Annotated in this window: 19 protein-coding genes; 7 read left to right on the forward strand and 12 right to left on the reverse strand. The window is 65.2% G+C overall.

The features are described 5' to 3' along the window. Positions 1–11 precede the first annotated feature (11 nt). Positions 12–3,251 (forward strand): efflux RND transporter permease subunit, encoded by a 3,240-nt coding sequence (locus IPM49_13605; protein MBK9275557.1) that lies wholly within the window; start codon positions 12–14, stop codon positions 3,249–3,251. A 14-nt stretch (positions 3,252–3,265) separates the two neighbouring features. Then, on the forward strand, positions 3,266–4,696 hold the full coding sequence (locus tag IPM49_13610; GenBank protein MBK9275558.1) for a TolC family protein: 1,431 nt from the start codon (positions 3,266–3,268) through the stop codon (positions 4,694–4,696). Between the two features lie 23 nt (positions 4,697–4,719). Here the strand turns inward: IPM49_13610 and IPM49_13615 are convergent, their stop codons facing one another. From IPM49_13615 to mfd, 3 genes are all read right to left on the reverse strand, one after another. Further along, on the reverse strand, positions 4,720–5,682 hold the full coding sequence (locus IPM49_13615; protein ID MBK9275559.1) for an NAD(P)-dependent alcohol dehydrogenase: 963 nt from the start codon (positions 5,680–5,682) through the stop codon (positions 4,720–4,722). Positions 5,683–6,090: 408 nt separating this feature from the next. Next, positions 6,091–6,966 carry a hypothetical protein gene (locus IPM49_13620; GenBank protein ID MBK9275560.1) on the reverse strand — a complete coding sequence of 292 codons (876 nt, stop codon included), beginning with the start codon at positions 6,964–6,966 and terminating at the stop codon, positions 6,091–6,093. 56 nt (positions 6,967–7,022) lie between these two features. Next, a complete protein-coding gene (mfd, locus tag IPM49_13625) occupies positions 7,023–10,604 on the reverse strand; it encodes a transcription-repair coupling factor (GenBank protein ID MBK9275561.1) in 3,582 nt (1,193 codons plus the stop codon). Between the two features lie 196 nt (positions 10,605–10,800). Here mfd and IPM49_13630 point away from each other — a divergent pair, with 196 nt between their 5' ends. Then, positions 10,801–11,100 carry a hypothetical protein gene (locus IPM49_13630; protein MBK9275562.1) on the forward strand — a complete coding sequence of 100 codons (300 nt, stop codon included), beginning with the start codon at positions 10,801–10,803 and terminating at the stop codon, positions 11,098–11,100. 21 nt (positions 11,101–11,121) lie between these two features. Then, positions 11,122–11,478, forward strand: a complete 357-nt coding sequence (locus IPM49_13635) for an RNA polymerase sigma factor (GenBank protein ID MBK9275563.1) — start codon at positions 11,122–11,124, stop codon at positions 11,476–11,478. A 57-nt stretch (positions 11,479–11,535) separates the two neighbouring features. Here IPM49_13635 and fbp read toward each other — a convergent pair whose 3' ends face one another. Then, positions 11,536–12,498 (reverse strand): class 1 fructose-bisphosphatase, encoded by a 963-nt coding sequence (fbp, locus tag IPM49_13640; protein ID MBK9275564.1) that lies wholly within the window; start codon positions 12,496–12,498, stop codon positions 11,536–11,538. A gap of 34 nt (positions 12,499–12,532) precedes the next feature. Between fbp and IPM49_13645 the strand changes: the two genes are divergently transcribed. The 3 genes from IPM49_13645 to IPM49_13655 all read left to right on the forward strand — a co-directional run bounded on the left by IPM49_13645 (position 12,533) and on the right by IPM49_13655 (position 14,866). Then, complete coding sequence (locus IPM49_13645; protein ID MBK9275565.1) at positions 12,533–13,015, forward strand: GNAT family N-acetyltransferase; 483 nt, start codon at positions 12,533–12,535, stop codon at positions 13,013–13,015. 162 nt (positions 13,016–13,177) lie between these two features. Then, complete coding sequence (locus IPM49_13650) at positions 13,178–13,540, forward strand: four helix bundle protein (GenBank protein MBK9275566.1); 363 nt, start codon at positions 13,178–13,180, stop codon at positions 13,538–13,540. A gap of 69 nt (positions 13,541–13,609) precedes the next feature. Beyond that, positions 13,610–14,866, forward strand: coding sequence for an aspartate kinase (locus IPM49_13655; protein MBK9275567.1), 1,257 nt, complete (start codon positions 13,610–13,612; stop codon positions 14,864–14,866). Between the two features lie 24 nt (positions 14,867–14,890). Here the strand turns inward: IPM49_13655 and IPM49_13660 are convergent, their stop codons facing one another. The 8 genes from IPM49_13660 to serS form a co-directional block, all read right to left on the reverse strand. After that, entirely contained in the window at positions 14,891–15,787 is an 897-nt protein-coding gene (locus tag IPM49_13660; GenBank protein ID MBK9275568.1) for a glycerophosphodiester phosphodiesterase, read from the reverse strand. Next, entirely contained in the window at positions 15,774–16,709 is a 936-nt protein-coding gene (locus IPM49_13665; protein MBK9275569.1) for a hypothetical protein, read from the reverse strand. Before IPM49_13665 ends, IPM49_13660 begins: the two co-directional genes overlap by 14 nt. Positions 16,710–16,711: 2 nt before the next feature. After that, on the reverse strand, positions 16,712–18,079 hold the full coding sequence (gene mgtE, locus IPM49_13670) for a magnesium transporter (GenBank protein ID MBK9275570.1): 1,368 nt from the start codon (positions 18,077–18,079) through the stop codon (positions 16,712–16,714). Between the two features lie 64 nt (positions 18,080–18,143). Next, complete coding sequence (rsmA, locus tag IPM49_13675; protein MBK9275571.1) at positions 18,144–18,917, reverse strand: ribosomal RNA small subunit methyltransferase A; 774 nt, start codon at positions 18,915–18,917, stop codon at positions 18,144–18,146. A 12-nt stretch (positions 18,918–18,929) separates the two neighbouring features. Next, on the reverse strand, positions 18,930–19,238 hold the full coding sequence (locus IPM49_13680; protein ID MBK9275572.1) for a DUF4286 family protein: 309 nt from the start codon (positions 19,236–19,238) through the stop codon (positions 18,930–18,932). Further along, the gene (locus IPM49_13685) at positions 19,235–21,094 is read right to left on the reverse strand and encodes a tetratricopeptide repeat protein (protein MBK9275573.1); all 1,860 of its coding nucleotides are present in this window, start codon (positions 21,092–21,094) and stop codon (positions 19,235–19,237) included. Before IPM49_13685 ends, IPM49_13680 begins: the two co-directional genes overlap by 4 nt. Continuing rightward, positions 21,091–21,642, reverse strand: coding sequence for a hypothetical protein (locus IPM49_13690; protein ID MBK9275574.1), 552 nt, complete (start codon positions 21,640–21,642; stop codon positions 21,091–21,093). Before IPM49_13690 ends, IPM49_13685 begins: the two co-directional genes overlap by 4 nt. Next, positions 21,639–22,913, reverse strand: a complete 1,275-nt coding sequence (gene serS, locus IPM49_13695) for a serine--tRNA ligase (protein ID MBK9275575.1) — start codon at positions 22,911–22,913, stop codon at positions 21,639–21,641. Before serS ends, IPM49_13690 begins: the two co-directional genes overlap by 4 nt. Between the last annotated feature and the right edge of the window lie 16 nt (positions 22,914–22,929).

Below are 22,929 nucleotides of genomic sequence, written 5' to 3' on the forward strand. Positions count from 1 at the left end.
CTTCTCCGACCATGTTCAAGAACTTCATTCAGCGGCCGGTCTTCGCCATCGTCATCTCGGTACTGATCCTCTTCGTGGGCGGCCTGGCCATGAAGCAGCTGCCCACCGCACAGTTCCCGGAGATCGCGCCCACCACGGTGAACATCTTCATCGCCTACCCCGGGGCCAGCGCGGACGTGCTCACCAAGAGCACCATCATCCAGCTGGAGACGGCCGTCAACGGGGTGCAGGGCATGCGCTACCTGGCCAGCGATGCCACCAGCGCGGGCGAAGGCACCATCCGCGTGATCTTCGAACCAGGTACCGATCCCGATGAGGCCGTGGTGCGCGTGAAGACGCGGGTGGACCAGGTGATGCCCAACCTGCCCCTGCTCGTGCAGCGGGAGGGCGTGATCATCACCCCGGTGCAGCCCAGCATGCTCATGTACGTGAACCTCTACGGCAACGGGGAGGATGCGGACGAGCTGTTCCTGTACAACTACGCGTACACGCAGCTCATCCCGGAGATCCAGCGCATCACCGGTGTGGCGCAGGCGCAGATCCTGGGCAGCCGCAAGTACGCCATGCGCGTGTGGCTGAAGCCCGACCGCATGCGCGCTTACGCCATCAGCGCGGAGGAGGTGATGAAGGCCATGGAGGAGCAGAGCCTCATCGCGCGTCCGGGTCGCCTGGGCCAGAGCTCGGGCATCAATGCGCAATCGCTCGAGTATGTGCTCGTCTACCAGGGCCAGTTCAACAAGCCCGAGCAATACCGGGACATCATCGTCCGCGCCAACGAGGAAGGCGAGCTCATCCGGCTGAAGGACATCGCCGAGGTGGAGCTGGGCAGCGAGTTCTTCGACATCTACTCGAATCTCGACGGTCGTCCCTCAGCGTCGATCATGCTGAAGCAGACGCTGGGCAGCAATGCCAGCGATGTGATCGCGGAGGTGAAGGAGAAGCTCAGGGAGCAGGCCGAGTTCATGCCGCCAGGGGTGGACTACAAGGTGAGCTACGACGTGAGCACCTTCCTGGACGCGTCCATCGAACAGGTGTTGCACACCCTGCGCGATGCCTTCATCCTCGTGGCGCTCGTGGTCTTCATCTTCCTGGGCGACTGGCGCAGTACGCTGATCCCCATCCTGGCCGTCCCCGTGTCCCTGATCGGCGCCTTCTTCGTGATGCAGCTGTTCGACCTGTCGATCAACCTCATCACGCTGTTCGCGCTGGTGCTCGCCATCGGCATCGTGGTGGACAATGCCATCGTGGTGGTGGAGGCCGTGCACGCCAGGATGGAGGCGGATCATTTTCTGACACCGTACGCTGCGGTGAAGCAGGTGATGGGCGAGATCGGCGGCGCCATCATCGCGATCACGCTGGTGATGGTCTCGGTGTTCATCCCCATCTCTTTCATGACCGGACCGGTCGGCGTGTTCTACCGGCAGTTCTCCATCACCATGGCGGGGTCCATCATCATCTCGGCCATCGTGGCCCTCACGCTCACGCCGGTGCTGTGCGCCATGCTCATGAAGCCGCACCACGGCGCGCGGAGGAGGTCCGTACTTGATCGCGGCATCGATGCCTTCAACCGCTGGTTCGAGCGGCTCACCGGCGGGTATGTGGCGGTGCTGAACCGGATCGTCGTCCGCCGGCTGCTCACCTTCGGTCTGCTCGCGGGCTTCTGCGCAGCGATCGTTGTGAGCAACGAGGTGCTGCCGGCGGGTTTCATCCCGAGCGAGGACCAGGGCACCATCTACGCCATCGTGCAAACGCCGCCGGGCTCCACCTTGGAGACCACGAACGAGGTGGCGCGTGAGCTGCAGCGGATCTGCGAGGAGATCCCCGAGGTGGAGTCGGTGTCATCGCTGGCCGGGTACGAGATCATGACGGAAGGGCGCGGCTCCAATGCGGGCACCTGCCTGATCGACCTCAAGCGCTGGGACGAGCGCGACAAGAACGTCAATGAGGTGATGGAGGAGCTGGAGGAGAGGACGAAGGACATCGGCGCGGTGATCGAATTCTTCGAACCGCCCGCGGTGCCCGGCTTCGGCTCGTCCGCCGGCTTCTCGCTGCGCATGCTCGACAAGACGAACGGCACGGACTACCATGAGTTCGAGCGCATCAACAACGAATTCATGGACGCGCTGCGGAAGCGAAAGGAGCTCACCGGCCTGTTCACCTTCTATGCGGCCAACTTTCCACAGTACGAGATGATCATCGACAACGACCTGGCCATGCAGAAGGGCGTGAGCATCGGCAAGGCGGTGGAGAACCTGAACATCCTCATCGGCAGCACCTACGAGCAGGGCTTCATCCGCTTCGGCCGGTTCTTCAAGGTGTACACCCAGGCCGGTCCGGAGTACCGCCGCTACCCGTCCGACCTCACCGGGCTGTTCGTGAAGAACGAGGCGGGGGAGATGGTGCCTTACTCCTCCTTCATGCGCTTCGAGAAACGGCTTGGTCCGAACGAGATCACGCGGTACAACATGTACAACTCGGCCACCATCAGAGGGCTTTCGGTGGAAGGGTACACCAGTGGCGATGCGATCAAGGCGATCCAGGAGGTGGCCCGGGAGACGCTGCCCCGGGGCTACGACATTGCGTGGGAGGGCCTGTCCTATGACGAGGCCCGGCGGGGCAACGAGGCCGTGTACATCTTCATCGTGGTGCTCATCTTCGTGTACCTCGTGCTTGCAGCGCAGTATGAGAGCTTCGTGCTGCCCCTGGTGGTGATCCTCTCCCTGCCGGTCGGCGTGCTCGGATCCTTCCTGATGCTGAAGGCGATGGGCCTGGCGAACGACGTGTACGCGCAGATCGGCATCATCATGCTGATCGGTCTGCTGGGCAAGAACGCGGTGCTGATCGTGGAGTTCGCGGTGCAGAAGCAACGCGCGGGGGCCACCGTGCTGGAGGCCGCCATCGAAGGCTCCAAGGCGCGTTTCCGGCCCATCCTGATGACCTCGTTCGCCTTCGTCGCGGGGCTGATCCCGCTCGTGGTGGCCAGCGGGGCCGGGGCCATCGGCAACCGCACCATCGGGTCATCGGCGCTTGGTGGCATGCTGTTGGGCACCATCATCGGCGTGCTGGTGATCCCAGGTCTCTACTATGTGTTCGCCACGCTGATCAAGGGCCGCAAGCTCATCGGCGACGAACGCGATGAGCCGATGTCCGAGCAGTACGTGCGTCACGCGCAGGAGGAGAGCGAGGCCAAGGAGACCATCCGCACGCTGCGGGACCGGGTGAACGAACTGTTGAAACGCAGGAAGGACTGATGCCGACGCGGACCATGCAACGACCGATCCATTCCCTGCTCGCATCGGGCCTGTTCCTGATGCTTGCGAGCACCTCCTGTGTGCCGGCCCTGAAGGTGCGGGACGTCCGGAAGAACACGCCGGCCACCTACGCGGGAAGTGCCGACACGACGAACAGCGGGTCCCTGCCGAGGGGGCTCCTCTTTGCCGATCCGGACCTGCGGGCGCTGATCGACACGGCTCTGGCGAACAACCAGGAGCTGAACATCCTGTTGCAGGAGGTGGAGGTGCTGCGCAACGAAGCGCGGGCGCGCAAGGGGGAGTATCTGCCCTTCGTGGGCCTCGGGTTGGGCGCCGAGGTCGAGAAGGTCGGCGAATTCACCCGCAACGGCGCCGTGGAGCACAACCTCGACGTGAAGGAGGGAAGGCACTTCCCGGAGCCACTGCCCAACTACGGGGCCGGCCTGCGCGCCAGCTGGGAGCTGGATGTGTGGAAGCGACTGCGCAATGCCCGGAAGGCGGCCACGCTGCGCTACCTCGGCGGGATGGAGGGCCGGAACTTCATGGTGACCAACCTGGTGGCGGAGATCGCGAACAGCTACTATGAGCTTCTCGCCCTGGACAACCAGCTGGAGATCCTGCAGGCCAACATCGCCATCCAGCAGGATGCCTTGGAGGTGGTGAGGCTGGAGAAGCAGGCGGCGAAGGTGACCGAGCTGGCGGTGCGGCGCTTCGAGGCCGAAGTGCTCAAGAACCGGAGCGCGCTGTTCGATGTGCAGCAGCGCATCACGGAGACGGAGAACCGGATCAACTTCCTGGTGGGACGCTATCCGAGGCCGGTGCAACGCCGGAGGGACGCGTTCGCCGGGCTTTCCCCGGCGACCCTGCAGAGTGGGCTTCCGTCGCAGTTGCTCACCAACCGACCGGACATCCGGCAGGCCGAACTGGAGCTGGAGGCGGCGAAGCTGGATGTGAAGGCGGCACGGGCGAGCTTCTACCCGTCCGTGGGGATCCGTGCGGGTGTGGGCTTCAACGCCTTCGACCCGATGCTGCTGCTGGAGTCGCCCGCTTCGCTGATGTACGGCCTTGCCGGCGATCTGGTGACACCCCTGGTGAACCGCAACGCCATCAAGGCGCAGTATGCGAGCGCCAGCGCCCGTCAGTTGCAGGCCGTCAACGCCTACGAGCGCACCCTGCTGAACGCCTATGTCGAAGTGGCGAACCAGCTGTCGAACATCAGGAACCTGCAGGGCAGCTACGACCTTCGCCGGCAGCAGGTGGATGCCCTCAGCAGCTCCATCACGATCTCGAACAACCTGTTCCGCTCGGCCCGGGCCGACTACATGGAGGTGCTGCTCACCCAACGTGAGGCCCTGGAGTCGAAGGTGGAGCTGGTGGAGACGCGCAGGCGGCAGATGAACGCGATGGTGGACATGTACCGCGCGCTGGGCGGGGGGTGGCGGTAGGCCCAGACATGTCGCAGTGGGGGTCAGGGGAGCGTGATCACCACGTTCCCCACTTTCCGTCCGCTCTCCGCCAACGCGTGCGCCTCACGGATCCGCTCCAGTGGGAAGGTGCTGTCGATCACCGGATGGATCTCCTCGCGCTGCCAGAGGTCCGCGAGCAGCTGCATGTCGGCTGCGCTCTCTGCCGCCGTGCCACCGATCACGGTCACCTGCTTGCCGCCCTTGCCGCTGAACGCACGCTTCAGCATCTGTCCGGGCATTTCGGACCCGGTGATGATGGTGCCTTGCGGCTTCACCAACTTCAGGCTGTCCTTGAACGGCAGCTTGCCCACCGTTTCGAAGACCACATCGTAGCGATCGCGGTGGGCGAGGAGGTCATCCTTGGTGTAGTCCAGCACTTCGACGGCGCCGAGCGAGCGCACCAGCTCCACGTTGCGGGTGCTGCACACGCCGGTCACATCCGCACCCATGGCCCGGGCCAGCTGCACGGCCGCGCTGCCCACCGCGCCCGAGGCACCGTAGATGAGCACGCTTTGCCCTTTGCCCACCCTGGCCTTGTGCAGGAAGTGCCGTGCCGTGCCGAAACCGAAGGGGATGGCAGCGGCATCGGTGTAGGACATGCCGTCGGGCATGGGGGCGAAGGCGCCGTTCTCCTTCAGCGCGATGAACTCGGCATGGCCGCCCAGTCCCATGATGCTCGTCCAGCCGAAGAGACGGTCGCCCTTCTTGTACTTGCTCACCGCAACACCAGCTTCCGCCACTTCACCGGCGAACACCACGCCCAGGATTGCCCGGCGAGGTTTGAATGGCCCGAAGACCAGCCGCACGAACCACGGGTTGGCGCTGCGCAACCGCCAATCCGCTGCGTTCACCGCCGAGGCATGGATGCGGATGAGCACTTCGTTCTTCTTCGGCGACGGGTTGGGAACCTCGGCAATGCGGATCACATCGGGACCTCCGTAGGCGGTGGCGAGGGCGGCTTTCATGGGGATGGGCGCCGAAGCAAAGGCGAAGGCGGCTGTCAAAGGTCCAGCGGTCCGGCCATGGTTCCGCCCCGCTCATGGATCGATGGGCTCGTCCATCCCAAGCGGAAAGCTCAGACAGGCACTTGGGTGCCCACCACCCCCTCCATCACCCCCTTCGCCGCGCGCACAGCCTACCCCGCGCTTTTGGCGGGGTTCTTCACGACCTGTCCCACTTTGGCGGGATCCTGTACGCTGATCCGCAGCGTTCCCCATCTTCTCCTTTGATCTTGGACTTCTACGGTTAACTCCCACTGGCGCACGATATCGCACGCAGGACAACCCGCACGTGTCGACGGTCGATCGTGAAGTTCCGCACGTTAACGTACCATGCCACTGGGTGACCATGGTCCGTGGTACGCTTACGCTCTATCAGTGCACAAGTACTCGTCCCATGATCACGGCACCGAGGATCGTCGAGAGCCTCAATGAATAGATGCCGGGTCGATCAAGCGAAATGGTCCGATCGCCATTGATCGAGTGCATGCTCAACTGCCGCCCGGTGGCGTCAAGGACGGCCACGGACCCTACAGTGGCCGTGATCGTGATGGGCTCGCCCGCACGTACCACGGTAGGGCGGATCTCCATTTGGGGCCCAGCGTGCTCGTCGAGCCCCACGCCCAGCGAGCATTGCGCGACCTGTGGGCTCTGCCATGCGATATCCGCATCCTCGTAACACCGAAGGCCCGCGAAGATCTCGCCGTCGCACACGCCATAGAGCCAGGCGAAGGGTGCCACCGCGTTTCCGAGCCGCTCCGTGATGGTGCCTCCGAATCCGAAGCTGGACCATTGTCTGGACCCGACGTCCACCTCAAGGCTGCGCAGCAAGAACCCATCCACCATCACCATGCTCGTATCCAGCACCGTCCAATCCAGGGTATCCTGCTGGCCGAACTGGACGACCGGAGTGGACCACGAATCTCCGATACCCGCGTCCCACCTGAAGACCAGATGATGCTGACCTGTGGCCGATGCGAAGTAGAACAAAGAATCCTGTGATTCCGAAAGGAACATGGCGAGTTGATGGCAACCGAGATACCAGCCCTGGTTGATGTGGAGCGTTCTGCATGTTCGGCCTTCAATGAGCGTGTCGTAGGCCGCCTCGATCACCATCAGGTTGGTATCAGGCCCGCCCCATTGCGATTGCTTGTAATACCATTTCGCACCGATCGGCGCGTATGTGGTCTGCGCAAGCAGCGAGGCGGCGAAGAGCGCGCTGCTGATCACGAGGCTCGGCCTGATGTTCATCGCAAGGTGAAAATACATCAACTGGACGCGGCTCAAGGGTGAACCGCTGCCGCGGATCAGGCTGGAACTCCCACCACCCCCTCCAAGGCCTCCTTCGCTGCGTGCACATTCTTCACATCCTGCACGCTGATCCTCAGCGTTCCCGCCTTCTCGTACACCTTGAAGCGCCTCGGTTGCGCCTGCACCGCCCGCAGCACGGCGTTGAAGCCATCGCCCTCGAAGAACGGATGCTTCTGGTCGGCGATGAAGGTGCCGATGAGCGTGCCTTTCTTCAGCACCATCTTCTCCAGGCCCATGCGTTGTCCCAGCCAGCGGAGGCGGATGGCTTCGAGCAGCTCGTTCACCAGCGGCGGGATGGGACCGAAGCGGTCGGTGACCTCGGCGGTGAACTTCTGCAGCTCGGCTTCATCCTTGATATCGTCCAGGCGGCGGTAGAGGGCGAGGCGTTCGGCGGTCTCGCTCACGTAGCTGTTGGGGATCAGCATGGTGAGGTCGGTCTCGATGATGCAGTCGTCGCTCTGGTCGCGGCGTGAACCGCGGGCGAGGGCATGGCTGCCCTCCTGCGCATCGGCGAAGAGTTCCTTGAAGTGCTGGTCCTTCAGTTCGCGCACGGCCTCCTCCAGGATCTTGTGGTAGGTCTCGAAGCCGATGTCGTTGATGAAGCCGCTCTGCTCCGCGCCGAGCAGGTCGCCCGCACCGCGGATGTCGAGGTCCTTCATCGCGATGTGGATGCCGCTGCCCAGGTCGCTGAACTGTTCGATGGCCTGCAGGCGTTTGCGGCTGAGGTCGGGCAGCAGGTGCGGGCTCGGCGCCAGTAGGTAGCAGTAAGCCTTCTTGTTGCTGCGGCCCACTCGTCCGCGCAGCTGGTGCAGGTCGCTGAGGCCGAAGTTCTGCGCCTCGTTCACGATGATCGTGTTCGCGTTGGGGATGTCGAGGCCGTTCTCCGCGATGGTGGTGCACACGAGCACATCGGTGTTGCCCTCGATGAAGTCCAGCATCACTTCTTCCAGTTGGTGGCCTTCGAGCTGACCGTGACCCACACCCACGCGCGCGCCGGGCACCAGCTTGCGGATCATGTCGGCGATGAATTCGATGTTTTTCACCTTGTCGTGCAGGAAGTACACCTGACCGCCGCGACCGAGCTCGTATTCGATCGCACCACGGATGGTCACTTCGTCGTAAGGCTGCAACAGCGTGGCCACGGGATAGCGGTTGGGCGGCGGCGTGCTGATGATGCTCAGATCGCGCGCGCCCATCAGGCTGAACTGCAAGGTGCGCGGGATGGGCGTGGCGGTGAGCGTGAGCGTGTCCACCGTGGCACGCAGCGTCTTCAACTTGTCCTTCACGTTCACGCCGAACTTCTGCTCCTCGTCGATGATGAGCAGGCCGAGGTCCTTGTACTGCACATCCTTGCTCACCAAGCGGTGCGTGCCGATGAGGATGTCGATCTTGCCTTCCTTGAGGTCTTTCAGGATCTGCGTTTGCTGTGCGCTGGTGCGGAAGCGGTTGATGTAGTCCACGCGCACCGGCAGGCCCTTCATGCGTGCGGAGAAGCTCTTCCAATGTTGCAGCGCGAGGATGGTGGTGGGCACGAGCACGGCCACCTGCTTGCTGTCGCACACCGCCTTGAACGCCGCGCGTATCGCCACTTCCGTCTTGCCGAAGCCCACATCGCCGCAGACCAAGCGATCCATCGGCGTGGGCTTTTCCATGTCGCGTTTCACGTCCTGCGTGGCCTTGTTCTGGTCGGGCGTGTCCTCGTAGATGAAGCTGGCCTCCAGCTCGTGTTGCAGGTAGTTGTCGGGCTGGTACGCGAAGCCGGGCTTGCTCTTGCGTTGCGCGTAGAGCTTGATCAGGTCGAACGCGAGTGCTTTGACCTTCGCTTTCGTTTTCTCCTTCAGGTTCTTCCACGCGGGCGTGCCGAGCTTGCTGATGTTCGGTGCCTTGCCGCTTTCCTCGCCGCTGTACTTGCTGACGCGGTGCAGGCTGTGGATGCCCACGTAGAGGATGTCGCCATCGCGGTATTTCAGGCGGATGGCCTCCTGCTGGCTGCCTCCCGCTTCGATCGTTTCCAGGCCGCTGAACACGCCGATGCCGTGGTCGATGTGCACCACCAGGTCGCCGGGCTTGAGCTGCGTGAGCTCCTTCAGCGTAAGGGCCTGTGCGTTCTTGCGGAAGCCTTCCTTCAGCCGGAAGCGGTGGTAGCGCTCGAAGATCTGGTGGTCGGTGTAGAGCGCCAGCTTGAGCTCGGGATCGATGAAGCCTTCGTGCAGGTCGAGCACCAGCGGCGTGAAGGCCACCTCGTGCTCCATGTCGTTGAAGATGGCGTAGAGGCGTTCGCTCTGCTTGGCGCTGTTGCAGGCGATGAGGTTGGTGTAGCCCGCGTTCTGCTTGTTGTGCAGGTCGCCGCTGAGCACCTTGAACTCTTTGGCGAAGGTGGGTTGGGGGCGTTGTTGGAAGTCGACGGTCGTTTGTGCGCGGTGGTCGGTACCGCGTATCTGCGCGCTTTGCTTGGTGACTGGCGAATGGTCATTGGTGAATGGGCCTGACCCACTGCGGGCATTTTCCCATTCGCCATTCGCCAACTCCCATTCACCACTACCCGCCCAGAACACCTTCCGGAACCCCAATGTCCCCTTGATAAGCTCCGTGTCCGTAGCGAGCAGCTCGGCGGGGGTGGGGTGCTTGTCCTTGTCGGGCAGGCGCTCGTAGGACTCGGCGAGGAGCTTGAGCTGTTTCTTGGCCGCATCGCCGATCGCCTGGATGTCGCGGAGCCAGAGCACGGTGTCCTCCGGCAATTGGGCGAAGAAGGTCTGCTGGCGGGCGGCATCCTCGTCCTGGAGGTCGGGCACGATCACGGCCTCGGCGAGGAACTCGATGGTGAGCTGGTCCTGCGGGTCGAAGCGACGCACGCTCTCCACGGTATCGCCGTAGAGCTCGATGCGGTAGGGCTTGTCGCTGCCGTAGCTGAACACGTCCACGATGCCGCCGCGGATGCTGTACTGGCCTGGCTCGTACACGAACTCCACACGGGCGAAGCCGGTCTCCTCCAGCCATTCCTGTAGGGTGTCGATCGGGAGCTCCTCGTTGCGCCTGACGGCGAGGGTGTTCTTCGCCATCTCCTCCTTGCCGATCACGAGGGGGATGAGGGCTTCGGGGTAGGTGATGATGATGAGTTTGTTGGTGAATGGTGAATGGGAGTTGGTGAATGGGGAATGCGCATCCGCACCATTCGCCATTCGCCATTCACTATTCACCTTCATCAATGCCTCCAGCACCTCCGTGCGCGTCACCCGCTCGCCGTCATGGTGTCCCTCGGGGTCGTAGGCTGAACGCGACGGTGCGGGGTAGAAGAACAGGTCCTCCTCTTTCTTCGCATGGCGCCCGTCCTTGTCCTTGCCACGGAGCGCTTCGAGGTCGTTGAGGAAGTACGCGGCCTCTTCGCGGTCGGTGAGCACGAACACATGCACGCCGCCGCGCTGTTCGATCACCGCGTTGGCGATGAAGGCTTGCGACGAACCGATGGTGCCGGCGATCTGCACGCGGGCGGCCTTCTCGCGCAGGGCATCGGCCACGCGAGCGACGCGGGCGTCTGAGCGGTAGAGGGAGAGGAGGTCGGGGAGGGAGGTGATGGACATGAACGGTGAAAAGCCCGAAACCCGGTGCCGCATGGTGCGGGCATCGGGTCCGAGAAGGTCGCAAAGTTAGGGCTGGTCCTGGGGGATGGCCGCCTTGGCGCCTTCTCCGGTCCATGCACCATTCCTTCCAGTTCATGTCATTTCACCATGGATAATGAAGGCGACCGGTGTCCCTTTGGCCCAGGAACCAACGGCCATGAACACTTCCCTCCACCCCGCACGCTGCACCTCGCTGCAAATGCGGCAAGGCCAAGTCGCCCCCGCCCCGCATCTCCGGGTCACCCACAGCGATGTGAGGACCGGGATCGCCGAGCCGGCCAAGCCCGCCTGCATGGGCGTGGTCGCGGCCACCCGCATGGAGGGGCATGGAACAAGCGCCCCCGTCGTCATGGACATCCAAGCCTACAACCGCGCCGTGGACGATCATTCGGATGCCCTGTATCGCTACGTGGTGAAGCACCTGCGCGACCGCGATGAGGCCAAGGACATCGTCTAGGAGTGCTTCCTGCGGCTGTGGATGCGGTTGGACCAGGTGACCGTGACCGGCGCCCGGAGCTACCTCTTCACCATGGCCCATAACCTCGTGGTGGACCGCACCCGGCGCTGCAAGCGCGTGGGTCGTTATGAACCCGTGCATGAGCAGGTGCTCACCACCCAGCAGCCCAAGGCCGGTCTGGGGGACGCCATTGATCGGGCACTGGCCCAATTGCCCCCGCTCCAGCGCTCGCTCATCCTCCTGCGCGATCGGGAAGGACATTCCTACAACCAGATCGTCTCGATCACCGGACTGGACATGACCCAGGTGAAGGTCTACCTGTTCCGGGCACGCAAGGCCATGCGGGCGCAGCTCGGAACCTTGGAGCAGTGGGTATGAGCCCACGGTCCGCCGTGATGGACAGCGGTCCGTCAAGAAGGATTGAGGCGGGTGGGCTTAGGCTTTCATCGCCGCCTCCACCATGTTCCTGCTGCCGATGTACAAGGGGCAGCGCTGGTGCAGCTCGGTCGGCTTCAGGTCCAGGATGCGGGTGGTGCCATCGGTGGCCATGCCGCCGGCCTGCTCCACGAGGAAGGCGAGCGGGTTCGCCTCGTACAGCAGGCGCAGTTTGCCCTTGGGTGCCTTGGTGGTGCCGGGGTAGAGGTAGATGCCGCCCTTGAGCAGGTTGCGGTGGAAGTCGGCCACCAGGCTGCCGATGTAGCGGGCGCTCATCTTCTTCTGCTTGCAGGCATCGATGTAATTGCGCACGCCATCGCTGAACTCGTACCAGTTGCCCTCGTTGATGGAGTAGATCTTGCCATCGGCGGGCGTCCTCATGTCCGGGTAGCTGAGGCAGAAGGTGCCGATGCTGGGGTCGAGCGTGAAGCCGTTGACGCCGTGGCCGGTGCTGTACACGAGCATGGTGCTGCTGCCGTACACGATGTAGCCGGCCGCCACCTGTGCGCTTCCGGGCTGCAGGAAGTCCTCCAGCGTGGCTTTGGGCCCGGTGCTGATGCGCTTGTAGATGCTGAAGATCGTGCCGATGCTCACGTTCACGTCGATGTTGCTGCTGCCATCGAGCGGGTCCATGGTCACCACGTACTTGCCGCCGTTGTCGAAGTGCACGATGTCGTCGTTCTCCTCGCTGGCCACCGCGCACACCGCGCCCTGGGTGCGCATCATGCGGATGAAGAGGTTGTTGGCGTAGACATCGAGCTTCTGCTGGGCCTCGCCCTGCACGTTCTCGGTGCCTTCCGCGCCGAGGATGTCGGCCATCAGCCCGGCCTTGTTCACCTCGCGGTTCACGATCTTGGCGGCGAGGCGGAAGGCGGTGAGCAGGCTGCTCAGGTCGCCCGAAGCGCCGGGGAACTCGGCCTGGCGTTCGACGATGAACTCGGAGAGGGTCTTGATGTCGGACATGCCGCAAAGATGATGCGCCCTTTCCTTTGCATCCATGCAGATCGTCATTCGCAGGGCCGAGCGCCGTGATGTGCCACAGATGCTGGCTTTGGTGAAGGAGCTGGCCACGTTCGAGAAGGAGCCCGATGCGGTGACCGTCACCGAAGCGGAGATGCTGGATGCCGGCTTCGGGGCGGAACCGGTCTGGTTCGGTTGGGTCGCTGAGCTCGAGGGAGTGATCATCGGCATGGCCGTGTGTTACACGCGCTATTCCACATGGCGGGGCCGCTGCCTGTATCTGGAGGACATCGTGGTGACGGAGGCGGCGCGCGGAAGGCGTGTGGGGGAGAAGTTGTTCAAGGCCTGCGCCGCGTTCGCGCTGGATCAGGGGCATCACCACATGCTCTGGCAGGTGCTCGACTGGAACACGGAGGCCATGCGGTTCTATACCCGGCTGGGCGCGACCTTCGACCCGAAATGGGTGAACGGACGGATGACACGGGAGGAGATGGAGCGGTTGGTTGAAAGTGGGGGATGAATTGGGAGTCCGCTAAGACTGAATGAGTCGTGAGTCCGCTGAGTCGGGAGTCGGATGAGTCGGGAGTCTGCTAGGTGTAGATGAGTCGTGAGTCCACTGAGTCGGATGAGTCGGGAGTCAGGTTCCTTGGTAGGTTCGCCATAACCACAAACACAACTACCCATGGGCAAAGTGCAGGACCTGTTCGCCTATCAGAAGGGCTTCAAGCTTTCGATGGCCATCTTCCACCGAACGAAGAAGTTCCCGAAGGAGGAGCAATACAGCATGACGGATCAGATCCGCCGCAGCTCACGATCGGTGGTAACGAACCTTGCCGAGGCCTACCGTCGCCGTCGCTCGCAGAAGTACTTCGAGGCGAAGCTGAACGACTGTGAGACCGAACTATGCGAGACACAGGTCTGGCTGGACTTTGCACTCGCCTGCGAGTACATCACGGAGAAGGAGTATGATGGTCTTTACAGCCTAGCCGAGGAGGTGGGAAGCCTGCTCAACTTCATGGCCAATAACCCCAAGAAGTTCCTTTAGCAGCTTGGTCAACAGGCTGCGGACGGACGTGCGGACTCAGACGACTTCCGACTCACGACCCATTCAACCATGAAGGTCTTCAAGTTCGGCGGGGCCAGCGTGAAGGACGCGGCCGGTGTGCGCAACGTGGCGAAGGTGCTGGCGCACGTCCCCGGTGACGACCTGCTCATCGTGGTGAGCGCCATGGGGAAGACCACCAATGCCCTGGAGGAGGTGGTGTGGGCCTATGGCGATGGGCGCGATACACGTCCGATGGTGGAGGCTCTGCGCACCATGCATTTCGGTGTGCTGGAGGAGGTGGCCCCGGGCGATCAAGGTGCACGCACGGCCTTGGAGACCTCCTTCCGGGACCTGCATCGCATCCTGGCCCAGCGCTCCAGCGGCAGGGTGGACGAGGACTACGACCAGATCGTCTCCGTTGGCGAGGTGTGGAGCACCCTGGTGGTGAGCGCACACCTGAGGCATGCCGGCCTCACCAACACGTGGTTCGATGCGCGCACCGTGGTGCGCACGGACCACAGCCACCGGGCCGCGAAGGTGGAGTGGCAGGCCAGCGAGAACCTGGCGGCGCGCTACCTGAAGCCGCTGTACCAGGAGAAACCCGGTCGCGTGCTCACCCAGGGCTTCATCGGGCGCACGGCGGACGGGCGGACCACCACGCTGGGACGCGAGGGCTCCGACTTCAGCGCGGCCATCTTCGCCTACCTGCTCGATGCGGAGAGCGTGACCATCTGGAAGGACGTGCCCGGCATGTTCAACGCCGATCCCAAGCGGTTCCCGGACACCAAGCTGCTCAGCCACATCAGCTACCGCGAGGCCATCGAGCTCAGCTACTTCGGGGCCAGCGTGATCCACCCGCGCACGCTGCAGCCGCTGCAGCGCAAGCACATCCCGCTCTATGTGCGGTCGTTCATGGACCTCGGCGCACCCGGCAGTACCATCGACGATCGGAGCGAGAGCGACTCGCTGATCCCCTCCTTCATCGTGAAGCCGAAGCAGTTGCTCATCAGCATCACCCCGCGCGACCTCAGCTTCATCGTGGAGGAGAACCTCAGCGGCATCTTCTGGCTGTTCGCCCGGCACAACGTGCGCATCGACCTGATGCAGAACAGTGCCCTGGCCTTCAGCGTGGTGGTGGACGACACGCCGCGTAGCCGCCAGCTGATCGAGGAGCTGCGGAACGGCTATGAAGTGCGGTATAATGACGGCTGCGAGCTGGTCACCGTAAGGCACTACGATGACGCCACGCTGGCGGCCCTGACGGCCGGAAAGGAGGTGCTCCTGGAGCAGCGGAGCCGCACCACCGCCCGGTTCGTGATGGGCTAGTCGAGCTGGCCTCCGCCCGGTCCTTTACTCCGCCTCCTCCAGGATCCGCAGCACGCGGTCCGGGAAGTCGCTGATGATCCCGTCCACCCCGAGGGCGATCATCCGTCGGATGTCGGCCTCCTCGTTCACTGTCCACACCACCACCTCGATGTTGCGGTCCTGGAGCGCGCGCACGGAGCGGGCGTCCACCAGGTTGAACTGGGGGCTGTAGACGTCAGGCGTGTAGCTGAGCCGGCCGAGCTCCACATCCGGGTCGGTGCCCGCTTCCACCAGCAGGGCGGTGCGCAGGCCGGGGTCCTGGACGTGGACGGCCTCCAGCACGGCGGGGTCGAAGCTCTGCACCAGGCAGTTGGCGCCGAGCTGCAGGTCGCCGAGGGTGCGCAGCACGGCTGCGGCCAGCATGTCCGGCGCCGGTTGATGGGTGCCGTACCAGGCCGGGTCGCTCTTGATCTCGATGTTGTAGGCGATGGGTCCCACGCCCTCGGCGAGCGTGAGCTCCTCGATGGCCGACACCACCTCGGCGAGCGTCGGCTTCACCGCGCGGCGGCTCTCCTGATCGGGGAAATCCGGATGCGTCAGCGAGCCGCAATCGCACGCCTGGGCCTCCGCCAGGGTCATCCGGTGGATGTTGAGCGCCAGGCCCTGCGCCTCCGAGAGGGCTTCGCCGTTCGGCCCGGTGCAGATGCGGTGGTCCATCCAGGGCTCGTGGCTCACGAGCACATGCCCGTCACCGGTGAGCACCACATCCAGCTCGAGCCAGGTGCAGCCCAGCCGGGCGGCGCGTTGGAAGGCGGCGATGGTGTTCTCGGGCTCCAGGCCGCGACAACCGCGGTGGCCGTGCACTTCGGGTGGTTCGGGGGCGGAGGTCATGCAGGCGGAGAGCAGGAGGGCGAGCGCGGGCAGGGCCCTAGGGTTCGGCATGGGGGAAGCGGGTGAGGATCTTGTCGGCGAGCACCGCGGCCATCTTGAAGCGGCCTTCATGGGTGACCCCGGCGATGTGGGGGGTGAGGATCACGCGATCGTGAGCCAGCAAGCGCTCCAACACGGGCGCCTCGGTGCCGGGGTCGAGGCCGGAGAGGTCGGGGCGCTCGAACTCCAGCACATCGAGGGCGGCGCCGAGCACCCGCCCATTGTCGAGCGCATCGAGCAGGGCGGCGGTGTGCACCACGGGGCCGCGGCTCGTGTTCACCAGGCGGATGGGCCTGGCGAAGCCCGAGAGGAACCGGGCGTCGGCGTAGTGATGCGTCTCCCCGGTCAGCGGCAGGTGCAGGCTTACGATGTCGCTCGCGCGCTGCAGGGTGGCAAGGTCACACTGCTCCACGTGAGGCTGGGTGTGACCGCTGCGGTATTTGTCGTGGCCCAGCACGCGCACCCCGAAGCCCTGCAGGCGCTCGGCGAAGGCGAGGCCCATGTGGCCCAGGCCGATGATGCCCACGGTGAGGCCGTGCAGGTCGGTGCCGCGGTTCTCCTCGCGGAGCCACTGGCCCGCATGCACCTGGCGATCGGCGCGCGGCAGGTGCTTCAACAGCGCCAGCGCCAACAGCAGCGTGTGTTCGGCCACACCATCACGGTTGCCTTCGGGGGAGTTGATCACCTCCACGCCGCGGGCCGCACAGGCGGCCGTGTCGATGTTCTCCAGGCCGGAGCCCACGCGCGCCACGAACCGAAGGCCCGGGGCGCGGTCCAGCACGTCCTGGCCCACGCGTCGGCTGCGCACCACGAGGCCATCGCAGTGGTCCAGCACCGGCGCGTCCGGACGCTCGTGCGTGATGCAGGCATGGCCGGCGGCGGTGAGCCGTTCCACGAGCACGGGATGGACCTCATCCAGGAAGTGGATCCGCATGGTCAGTGGAAGAGGCCGTACATGATGTGGCCCACGGAGAAGTAGGTGAGCAGGCCGAAAATGTCGTTGAGCGTGGTGACGAAGGGCCCGGTGGCCAGAGCGGGGTCCACTTTGATGCGGTCGAGCAGCAGGGGGATGAGGGTGCCGAAGAGGGCGGCCGTCAGGATCACCATGCACAGGGCGATGCTGACGGTGTAGCTGAGGGCCTGGCTCTGACGCAGGGCGAGGTTGACCGCGAAGATGAGGGTGCCGCAGATGAGCGCGGTGATGACGGCCACGCGCAGCTCCTTCCACAGGCGGGCGCCCACGCGCATGTTCTGCAGGGTGCCGGCGGCGAGGCCCTGCACCACGATGGCGCTGGATTGCACACCCACGTTGCCGGCGGTGGCGGCGATGAGCGGCATGAAGAAGGCCATCTTCGGATCGATGCGCAGCTCCTCCTCGTAGAGGCCGATGATCTGGGAGCTGAGGACACCGCCGGCCAGGCCGATCAACAGCCAGGGAAGGCGGGCGCGCGTCTGCACCATCGGGCTGTCGGTGGCGTCCACGTCCTCGCTGATGCCGCTGGCGAGCTGATAGTCCTCCGTGGCCTCCTCCTGCATCACGTCCATCACGTCATCGAAGGTGATGCGGCCCACCAGCCTGCCATCCTTGTCCACCACGGGCAGCACCACCACATCGTACTTCTTCATGCGGTTCACCACCTCCTCGGCGTCGGTGTCCACGCGCACGCTCACCACCTCTGTTTCGCAGATGTGCTTGATGAGGGTGCGGGTGCTTTCGGCCGAGAAGAGGAGCTCCTTGAGCGGGAGGATGCCGACGAGGCGCTCGTCCTTGTCCACGACGTACACAGTGTAGACGTGATCCACCTCGCGGGCCTGCTGGCGCATCTCCACGATGGCGCGGGCCACGGTGGCGTCGGCGCGCACGCTGACCAGTTCCTTGGCCATCAGCGCTCCCGCCGTGCCTTCCTGGTAGCGGAGCAGTTCCTCGATGTCGTCGGCCTGCTCCTCATCGTCCAGCAGGTCGAGCACCTCCTTGGCCTTCTCCTCGGGGAGGTCGGCCATCACGTCGGCGGCATCGTCCGAATCGATGTGTCCGATCAGCTTGTCGGCGATCTCCTGGCTGGTAAGGCCTTCGAGGAGGCGTTCGCGGAGGTCCTCGTCGAGCTCCAGGATGGCCTCGGCGGCGGTCTCCTCCTCCAGCAGGCGCAGCACGTAGCGCGCCTCGTCGAGCGTCAGGCGGCCCAGTACGCCCCCGATGTCCGAGGGGTGCAGCTCGCTGAGCACGGCCAGGATGTCCTGGTCGCGCCCCACCTCCACATCGCCTTGGATGCGGTCCAGCAGGCCTTTGGTGAGCTCGAATGACATGCCGGCGGGTGGTCCATGGAAGCCCCGGTGGTGGGGCGTTCAAAGCTACGAAGGGGCCGTGGGCTCAGCAGGTGGGCGTGCCGGCAAGAGCAGCGAGCCCCACGAAGGCCTCCACGGGCAGTTGCTCGGCGCGGCGTGTCGCCAGCTCCGGGGGCAGGCCGCCCTCCAGCCCGGGAAAGTGGCGCAGGGCGTTGGTCAGCGTCTTGCGCCGCTGGTTGAACGCGGCCTTCACCAGGCGGTGGAAGACAGCCTCATCGCAGGCCAGCCGCGCGGTGGCGTTGCGCCGCAGGCGGATCACCGAGCTGCGCACCTTCGGCGGCGGGATGAAGGAGCCGGGCTCCACGTGAAAGAGAAGCTCCACATCGTAGTAGGCCTGCGCCAGCACGCTGGTGATGCCATACACCTTGCTGCCGTGCCCGGCACGGATGCGGTCGGCCACCTCCTTCTGGAACATGCCCACCACCTCCGTGCACCGGTCGCGGTGCTCGATCACCTTGAAGACGATCTGCGTGCTGATGTTGTAGGGGAAGTTGCCGATGACGGCGAAGGGGCCATCGCCCAGCGCGTCCAGGTCGAGCCGCAGGAAGTCGCCCTCGATGAGCCGGAGCTCGGGATGCTGTGCGCGCAGATGGGCCAGGCTCTCGGTGTCCACCTCGATGCCCGTGAGGTCGATGTCCTTGCGCCCGAGCAGGTGGCGGGTGAGGGCGCCCGTACCGGGCCCCACCTCCAGCACGCGGCGGTAGCCGCCATGGTGGGTGAGGGCCTCGGCGATGCGCTGCGCGATGGCGTCCTCCTTCAGGAAGTGCTGGCCCAGGTGTTTCTTGGGGCGGACGTGCATCGGGGGCGCGGGTCAGGCGGTGTGCAGCACTTCCAGCAGGGTGCGGAAGGCGGCGAACCGGCCGGCATAGCGCTTCTGCGTCTCGGCCTGCAGGCGCGGGGCGTGCTCCTCCCGATACCGTTCGTAGGTGGCCATGTCGGCGCAGGTGTACTGCACCGCGTAGGTGAGCCCGCCATCCTCCTCGGCCAGCACGCGCATGATGCGGCTGTCAAGGAACAGTCCCGTGGCCATCACATCGGGCACATGCACGGTATGCATCCACCGCAGCCACTCCTCGGCCACGTCGGCATCGACGTTCACGGTGACGTTGTAGATGATCATTGGGGCGGGGTGGTGCCGCCGTCGGCCGGCTCGGTGTCGGGGGCGTCGCCGCGCAGGCGGCGGAAACGGGCGCGTGCCTCGGGCACGAAGATGCTGCCCGGCTGCTCGAACAGCAGCTTCTCATAGAACTGCATGGCCTTGCCGGGATCCTTCAGCTGCTCCTCGTGCAGGCGGCCCAGTTCGAAGAGGGCGTTGTCCATCAGGATGTCCAGCGGGTGCTCGGCCACGATGCGCTCGAGGTAGGCGGCGGCCTGCGCGAACTCCTTTCGGTCGCGCGCGATGCGGTGGCGCAGGAAGAGCACGTCGTCGGCGATGCCGTCCATCGGGAAGGCCGCGTCCAGGGTGTCGAGCACGTCGACGGCTTCGGCAAAACGCCGCTGGAAGGTGAGCAGGTCGGCCTGGGCGAAGAGGGAGAGCGGCGTGCTGTTGCTGTCGACCCCGATGTGGTCGGTGATCAGCAGGCTGAGCTCCATGGCGTCGTTGGCGATGAGCTTGGAGGTGGAGGCCTTGAGCACATCGAGCTGCCCCTTGGCCCACAGGAAGTCGCCGGCGTAGAAGCTCACCTTCGCGTTGCGCAGGCGGGCCTCGTGGCCCAGCGGGTCGTACTTGAAGTCGAGGTCCACCTGGCTGTAGAGGAGTGAGGCCTCCCAGATGTCGCCGTCGAAGAGGTGCACATCGGCCAGTGCGAGCTTGATGCGTCCGCGGGTGGCGGCATCGATGTCGGGCAGCGCCAGGGCCTGTTCCAGCAGGGCGGAGGCCGCGGCGCGGTCGTTGAGGTAGTAGGCCTGCACGCGGGCGAGGTCCTCCATCAGGTCCACCGTGCCTTTGTTGCGGCCCAGTTCGTCGAGGGTGGACTCATAGCGGGTGCGCAGGGCGGCGAGGTCGGCGGCGGGCGGCTCGGCCATCGCGGTAAGGCGGGCCATCTCCGTGCGCACCTGGCCCATGCGGGCCTTGGCGTACAGCCCATCACGCCGCCCCAGGCCCACCACGTGGTCGTAGCACTTCATGGCGGTGGCGTGCTCGCCGTTGCTCAGGGCGATCTCCGCCAGGTCCATCAGCCGCGTACCGCCCTCGTCGAAGCGTTTGTCCAGGGCCTTGCACTGCACGAAGGCGCCGTCCAGGTCCTTCTGCTGGATGTACATCCAGATCAGCAGTTCCTGGAAGATGGAACGCTCGGGGTTGCGTTGGATCCGGCGCAGGAGCTCGGTGCGCAGGGCCTCGGTGGAGGCGTCGCGGCGGGTGAAGTCCATCGTGCGCGACAGGCCGTTCTGCACCGCCTGGATGTAGCCCTCGTTCACCGCGAGCAGGTCCAGGTAGGCGCTGGTCATCGCGGGCACATCGCCCTTCAGCGCGTACAGGTTGGCGATCTCGAACTGGAAGCCGGGACCGTCCTTCAGGAGGCGCTGGCCGCGTTCGTAGGCCTCCAGGGCCAGGTCGTGCTCGTTGTGCCGGGTGAAGGCGTTGGCCACCTGGCGGATGCTGTTCTGCTCGGGGCGCATGCCGCGCAGCACCTTCTCGAACTGTTGCCGCGCCTTGTCCTCCTCGCCGGCCAGGCGCAGCACCATGCCCAGGTCCACCGCGTAGCGCGGGTCGCTGTCGCGTTTCATCTGCTCGCGGGCCAGTTTCTCGGCGCGCGGCAGGTCCTTCAGGGCCACATAGCTCTTGTAGAGCTGCTCGTAGTAGAAGGGGGTGGGCTGCTTGCGGTAGAGGCGTTCGTAGTACAGAATGGCCTTCTCGTGGTCGCCGGACTGGAAGTATTGGGCGGCCAGCTGCTCATCCGTTCCGTCCTGCGCCACCACAGGTGCGGCGGACGCGGCCAGCAGCAGCGCGAGCAGGAGCGGCAGTGGGCGCATCATGGGGCGGGGTCGGGCGGGGCCAGCAGTTCGGCGATGGCGCGATGTTGGGCCTGCCACTCGCGCCGGCAGGTGCCGGCGCTGCGTGTCACGGTGGTCACCCCCTTCTCCAGCTGGTCCAGCATCAGGCGCTCCTGCTGCAGGTAGGTGGTGCGGGGGCCCTCGGGGAGCCGGTCGCGCCCGATATCGTGGCGCAGGTCGGTGAGCTGGGTGCGGCTGCGCTCCAGCTCCGCGCGCAGTTCGGGGGTCTGCTTGCGCACGCGGCCCAGGGAGCGGTCCATGGCGCGGTAGTAGTTGCCGATGGGCACGGCCTGCTCCTTGGCGAGGGTGTCCTTCAGCAGCTCCTCCAGGGCGGTGCGCTGGCTGCGGAACACCGAGTCCATGCGGTCGTACGTCGCAAGGTCGAGGGTGTCCACCAGCTGCTTCAGGCTGTCCGCACGATGGAGCATCGCATCCACTTCGGCCAGCAGCTCGGGGTGGGCGTTGCGGGTGCAGGCGCCCAGCGCCAGGGTGAACGCGGCCAGGAGGAGGATCGGTGTGCGGGCGTTCATCGGGTGATGCGGTCGAAGCCGGTGTAGGGCTGCAGGGCCTTGGGGATGCGGATGCCCTCCGGCGTCTGGTTGTTCTCCAGTAGGGCGGCCACGATGCGGGCGAGGGCCAGGGCGCTGCCGTTCAAGGTGTGTGCCAGGCGCGGCTTCTTGTCGTCGCCGCGGTAGCGCAGTTTCAGGCGGTTGCTCTGGAAGGCCTCGAAGTTGCTGATGCTGCTCACCTCCAGCCAGCGTTGCTGGGCGGCGCTGAACACCTCCATGTCGTAGGTGAGCGCGCTGGCGAAGCCCATGTCGCCGCCGCAGAGCAGCAGCTGGCGGAAGGGCAGCTCCAGGTCGCGGAGCAGGCCCTTCACGTGCTCGACCATCTCCTCGAGCGCCGCGTAGCTGTCCTCGGGACGTTCCACGCGGACGATCTCCACCTTGTCGAACTGGTGCACGCGGTTGAGGCCCCGCACATGGGCGCCGTAGCTGCCGGCCTCGCGGCGGAAACAGGGGGTGTAGCCCACGTTGCGGATGGGCAGCCGCGCGGCGTCGATGATCTCGTCGCGGTACAGGTTGGTGATGGGCACCTCGGCCGTGGGGATCAGGTAGAGGTCGTCCACCGTGGCGTGGTACATCTGGCCCTCCTTGTCGGGCAGCTGGCCGGTGGCGTAGGCGCTGGCGCCGTTCACCAGGTGCGGCGGGATGATCTCGCGGTAGCCGGCGGCCGTGGCGCGATCAAGGAAGAAGGCGATGAGGGCGCGCTGCAGCCGGGCACCCTGGCCGCTGTACACCGGGAATCCGGCACCGGTGAGCTTCACGCCCAGGTCCATGTGCAGGATGCCGTACTCCTCACCCAGCTCCCAGTGGGGTTTGGCGCCGGGGCCCAGCTCGGGGATGGCGCCCTCCTGCACCACCACCACGTTGTCCTCCGGGGTGCGGCCGGTGGGCACGCGGTCCGCGGGGGCGTTGGGGAGGGTGAGCAGGTGGTCGGTGAGGGCTCGTTCGGCGGACTCCAGGGCTGTGCGCAGCTGGTCCATGCCCTCTTTGAGCGCGGTGCTTCGGGCCTTGGCGTCCTCGGCCTCGGCTTTCTCGCCGGCTTTCATCAGGTCGCCGATGGACCGGCTCAGGGTGTTGATCTCGGCCTGGCGTTCGTCCATGGCCACCTGGGCGGCCCGGCGGGCCTCATCCAGTTGGCGGGCGCGGTCCAGCGCGGCGCGGGCATCGATGTTCCGTTTCGCGAGGCGTCGTTCGGCCTCGTCGGCCTGGTTGCGCAGGAAGGTCAGTTCGAGCATGCGGGCGTTGGACGGT

Source organism: Flavobacteriales bacterium (genome assembly GCA_016715895.1).
Taxonomy (GTDB): domain Bacteria; phylum Bacteroidota; class Bacteroidia; order Flavobacteriales_F; family PHOS-HE28; genus PHOS-HE28.

Coding starts and splice junctions, on each gene's coding strand:
- IPM49_13605 (MBK9275557.1), top strand. CDS start 12: ATGTTCAAGAACTTCATTCAGCGGCCGGTCTTCGCCATCGTCATCTCG.
- IPM49_13610 (MBK9275558.1), top strand. CDS start 3,266: ATGCAACGACCGATCCATTCCCTGCTCGCATCGGGCCTGTTCCTGATG.
- IPM49_13615 (MBK9275559.1), bottom strand. CDS start 5,682: ATGAAAGCCGCCCTCGCCACCGCCTACGGAGGTCCCGATGTGATCCGC.
- IPM49_13620 (MBK9275560.1), bottom strand. CDS start 6,966: ATGAACATCAGGCCGAGCCTCGTGATCAGCAGCGCGCTCTTCGCCGCC.
- mfd (MBK9275561.1), bottom strand. CDS start 10,604: ATGTCCATCACCTCCCTCCCCGACCTCCTCTCCCTCTACCGCTCAGAC.
- IPM49_13630 (MBK9275562.1), top strand. CDS start 10,801: ATGAACACTTCCCTCCACCCCGCACGCTGCACCTCGCTGCAAATGCGG.
- IPM49_13635 (MBK9275563.1), top strand. CDS start 11,122: ATGCGGTTGGACCAGGTGACCGTGACCGGCGCCCGGAGCTACCTCTTC.
- fbp (MBK9275564.1), bottom strand. CDS start 12,498: ATGTCCGACATCAAGACCCTCTCCGAGTTCATCGTCGAACGCCAGGCC.
- IPM49_13645 (MBK9275565.1), top strand. CDS start 12,533: ATGCAGATCGTCATTCGCAGGGCCGAGCGCCGTGATGTGCCACAGATG.
- IPM49_13650 (MBK9275566.1), top strand. CDS start 13,178: ATGGGCAAAGTGCAGGACCTGTTCGCCTATCAGAAGGGCTTCAAGCTT.
- IPM49_13655 (MBK9275567.1), top strand. CDS start 13,610: ATGAAGGTCTTCAAGTTCGGCGGGGCCAGCGTGAAGGACGCGGCCGGT.
- IPM49_13660 (MBK9275568.1), bottom strand. CDS start 15,787: ATGCCGAACCCTAGGGCCCTGCCCGCGCTCGCCCTCCTGCTCTCCGCC.
- IPM49_13665 (MBK9275569.1), bottom strand. CDS start 16,709: ATGCGGATCCACTTCCTGGATGAGGTCCATCCCGTGCTCGTGGAACGG.
- mgtE (MBK9275570.1), bottom strand. CDS start 18,079: ATGTCATTCGAGCTCACCAAAGGCCTGCTGGACCGCATCCAAGGCGAT.
- rsmA (MBK9275571.1), bottom strand. CDS start 18,917: ATGCACGTCCGCCCCAAGAAACACCTGGGCCAGCACTTCCTGAAGGAG.
- IPM49_13680 (MBK9275572.1), bottom strand. CDS start 19,238: ATGATCATCTACAACGTCACCGTGAACGTCGATGCCGACGTGGCCGAG.
- IPM49_13685 (MBK9275573.1), bottom strand. CDS start 21,094: ATGATGCGCCCACTGCCGCTCCTGCTCGCGCTGCTGCTGGCCGCGTCC.
- IPM49_13690 (MBK9275574.1), bottom strand. CDS start 21,642: ATGAACGCCCGCACACCGATCCTCCTCCTGGCCGCGTTCACCCTGGCG.
- serS (MBK9275575.1), bottom strand. CDS start 22,913: ATGCTCGAACTGACCTTCCTGCGCAACCAGGCCGACGAGGCCGAACGA.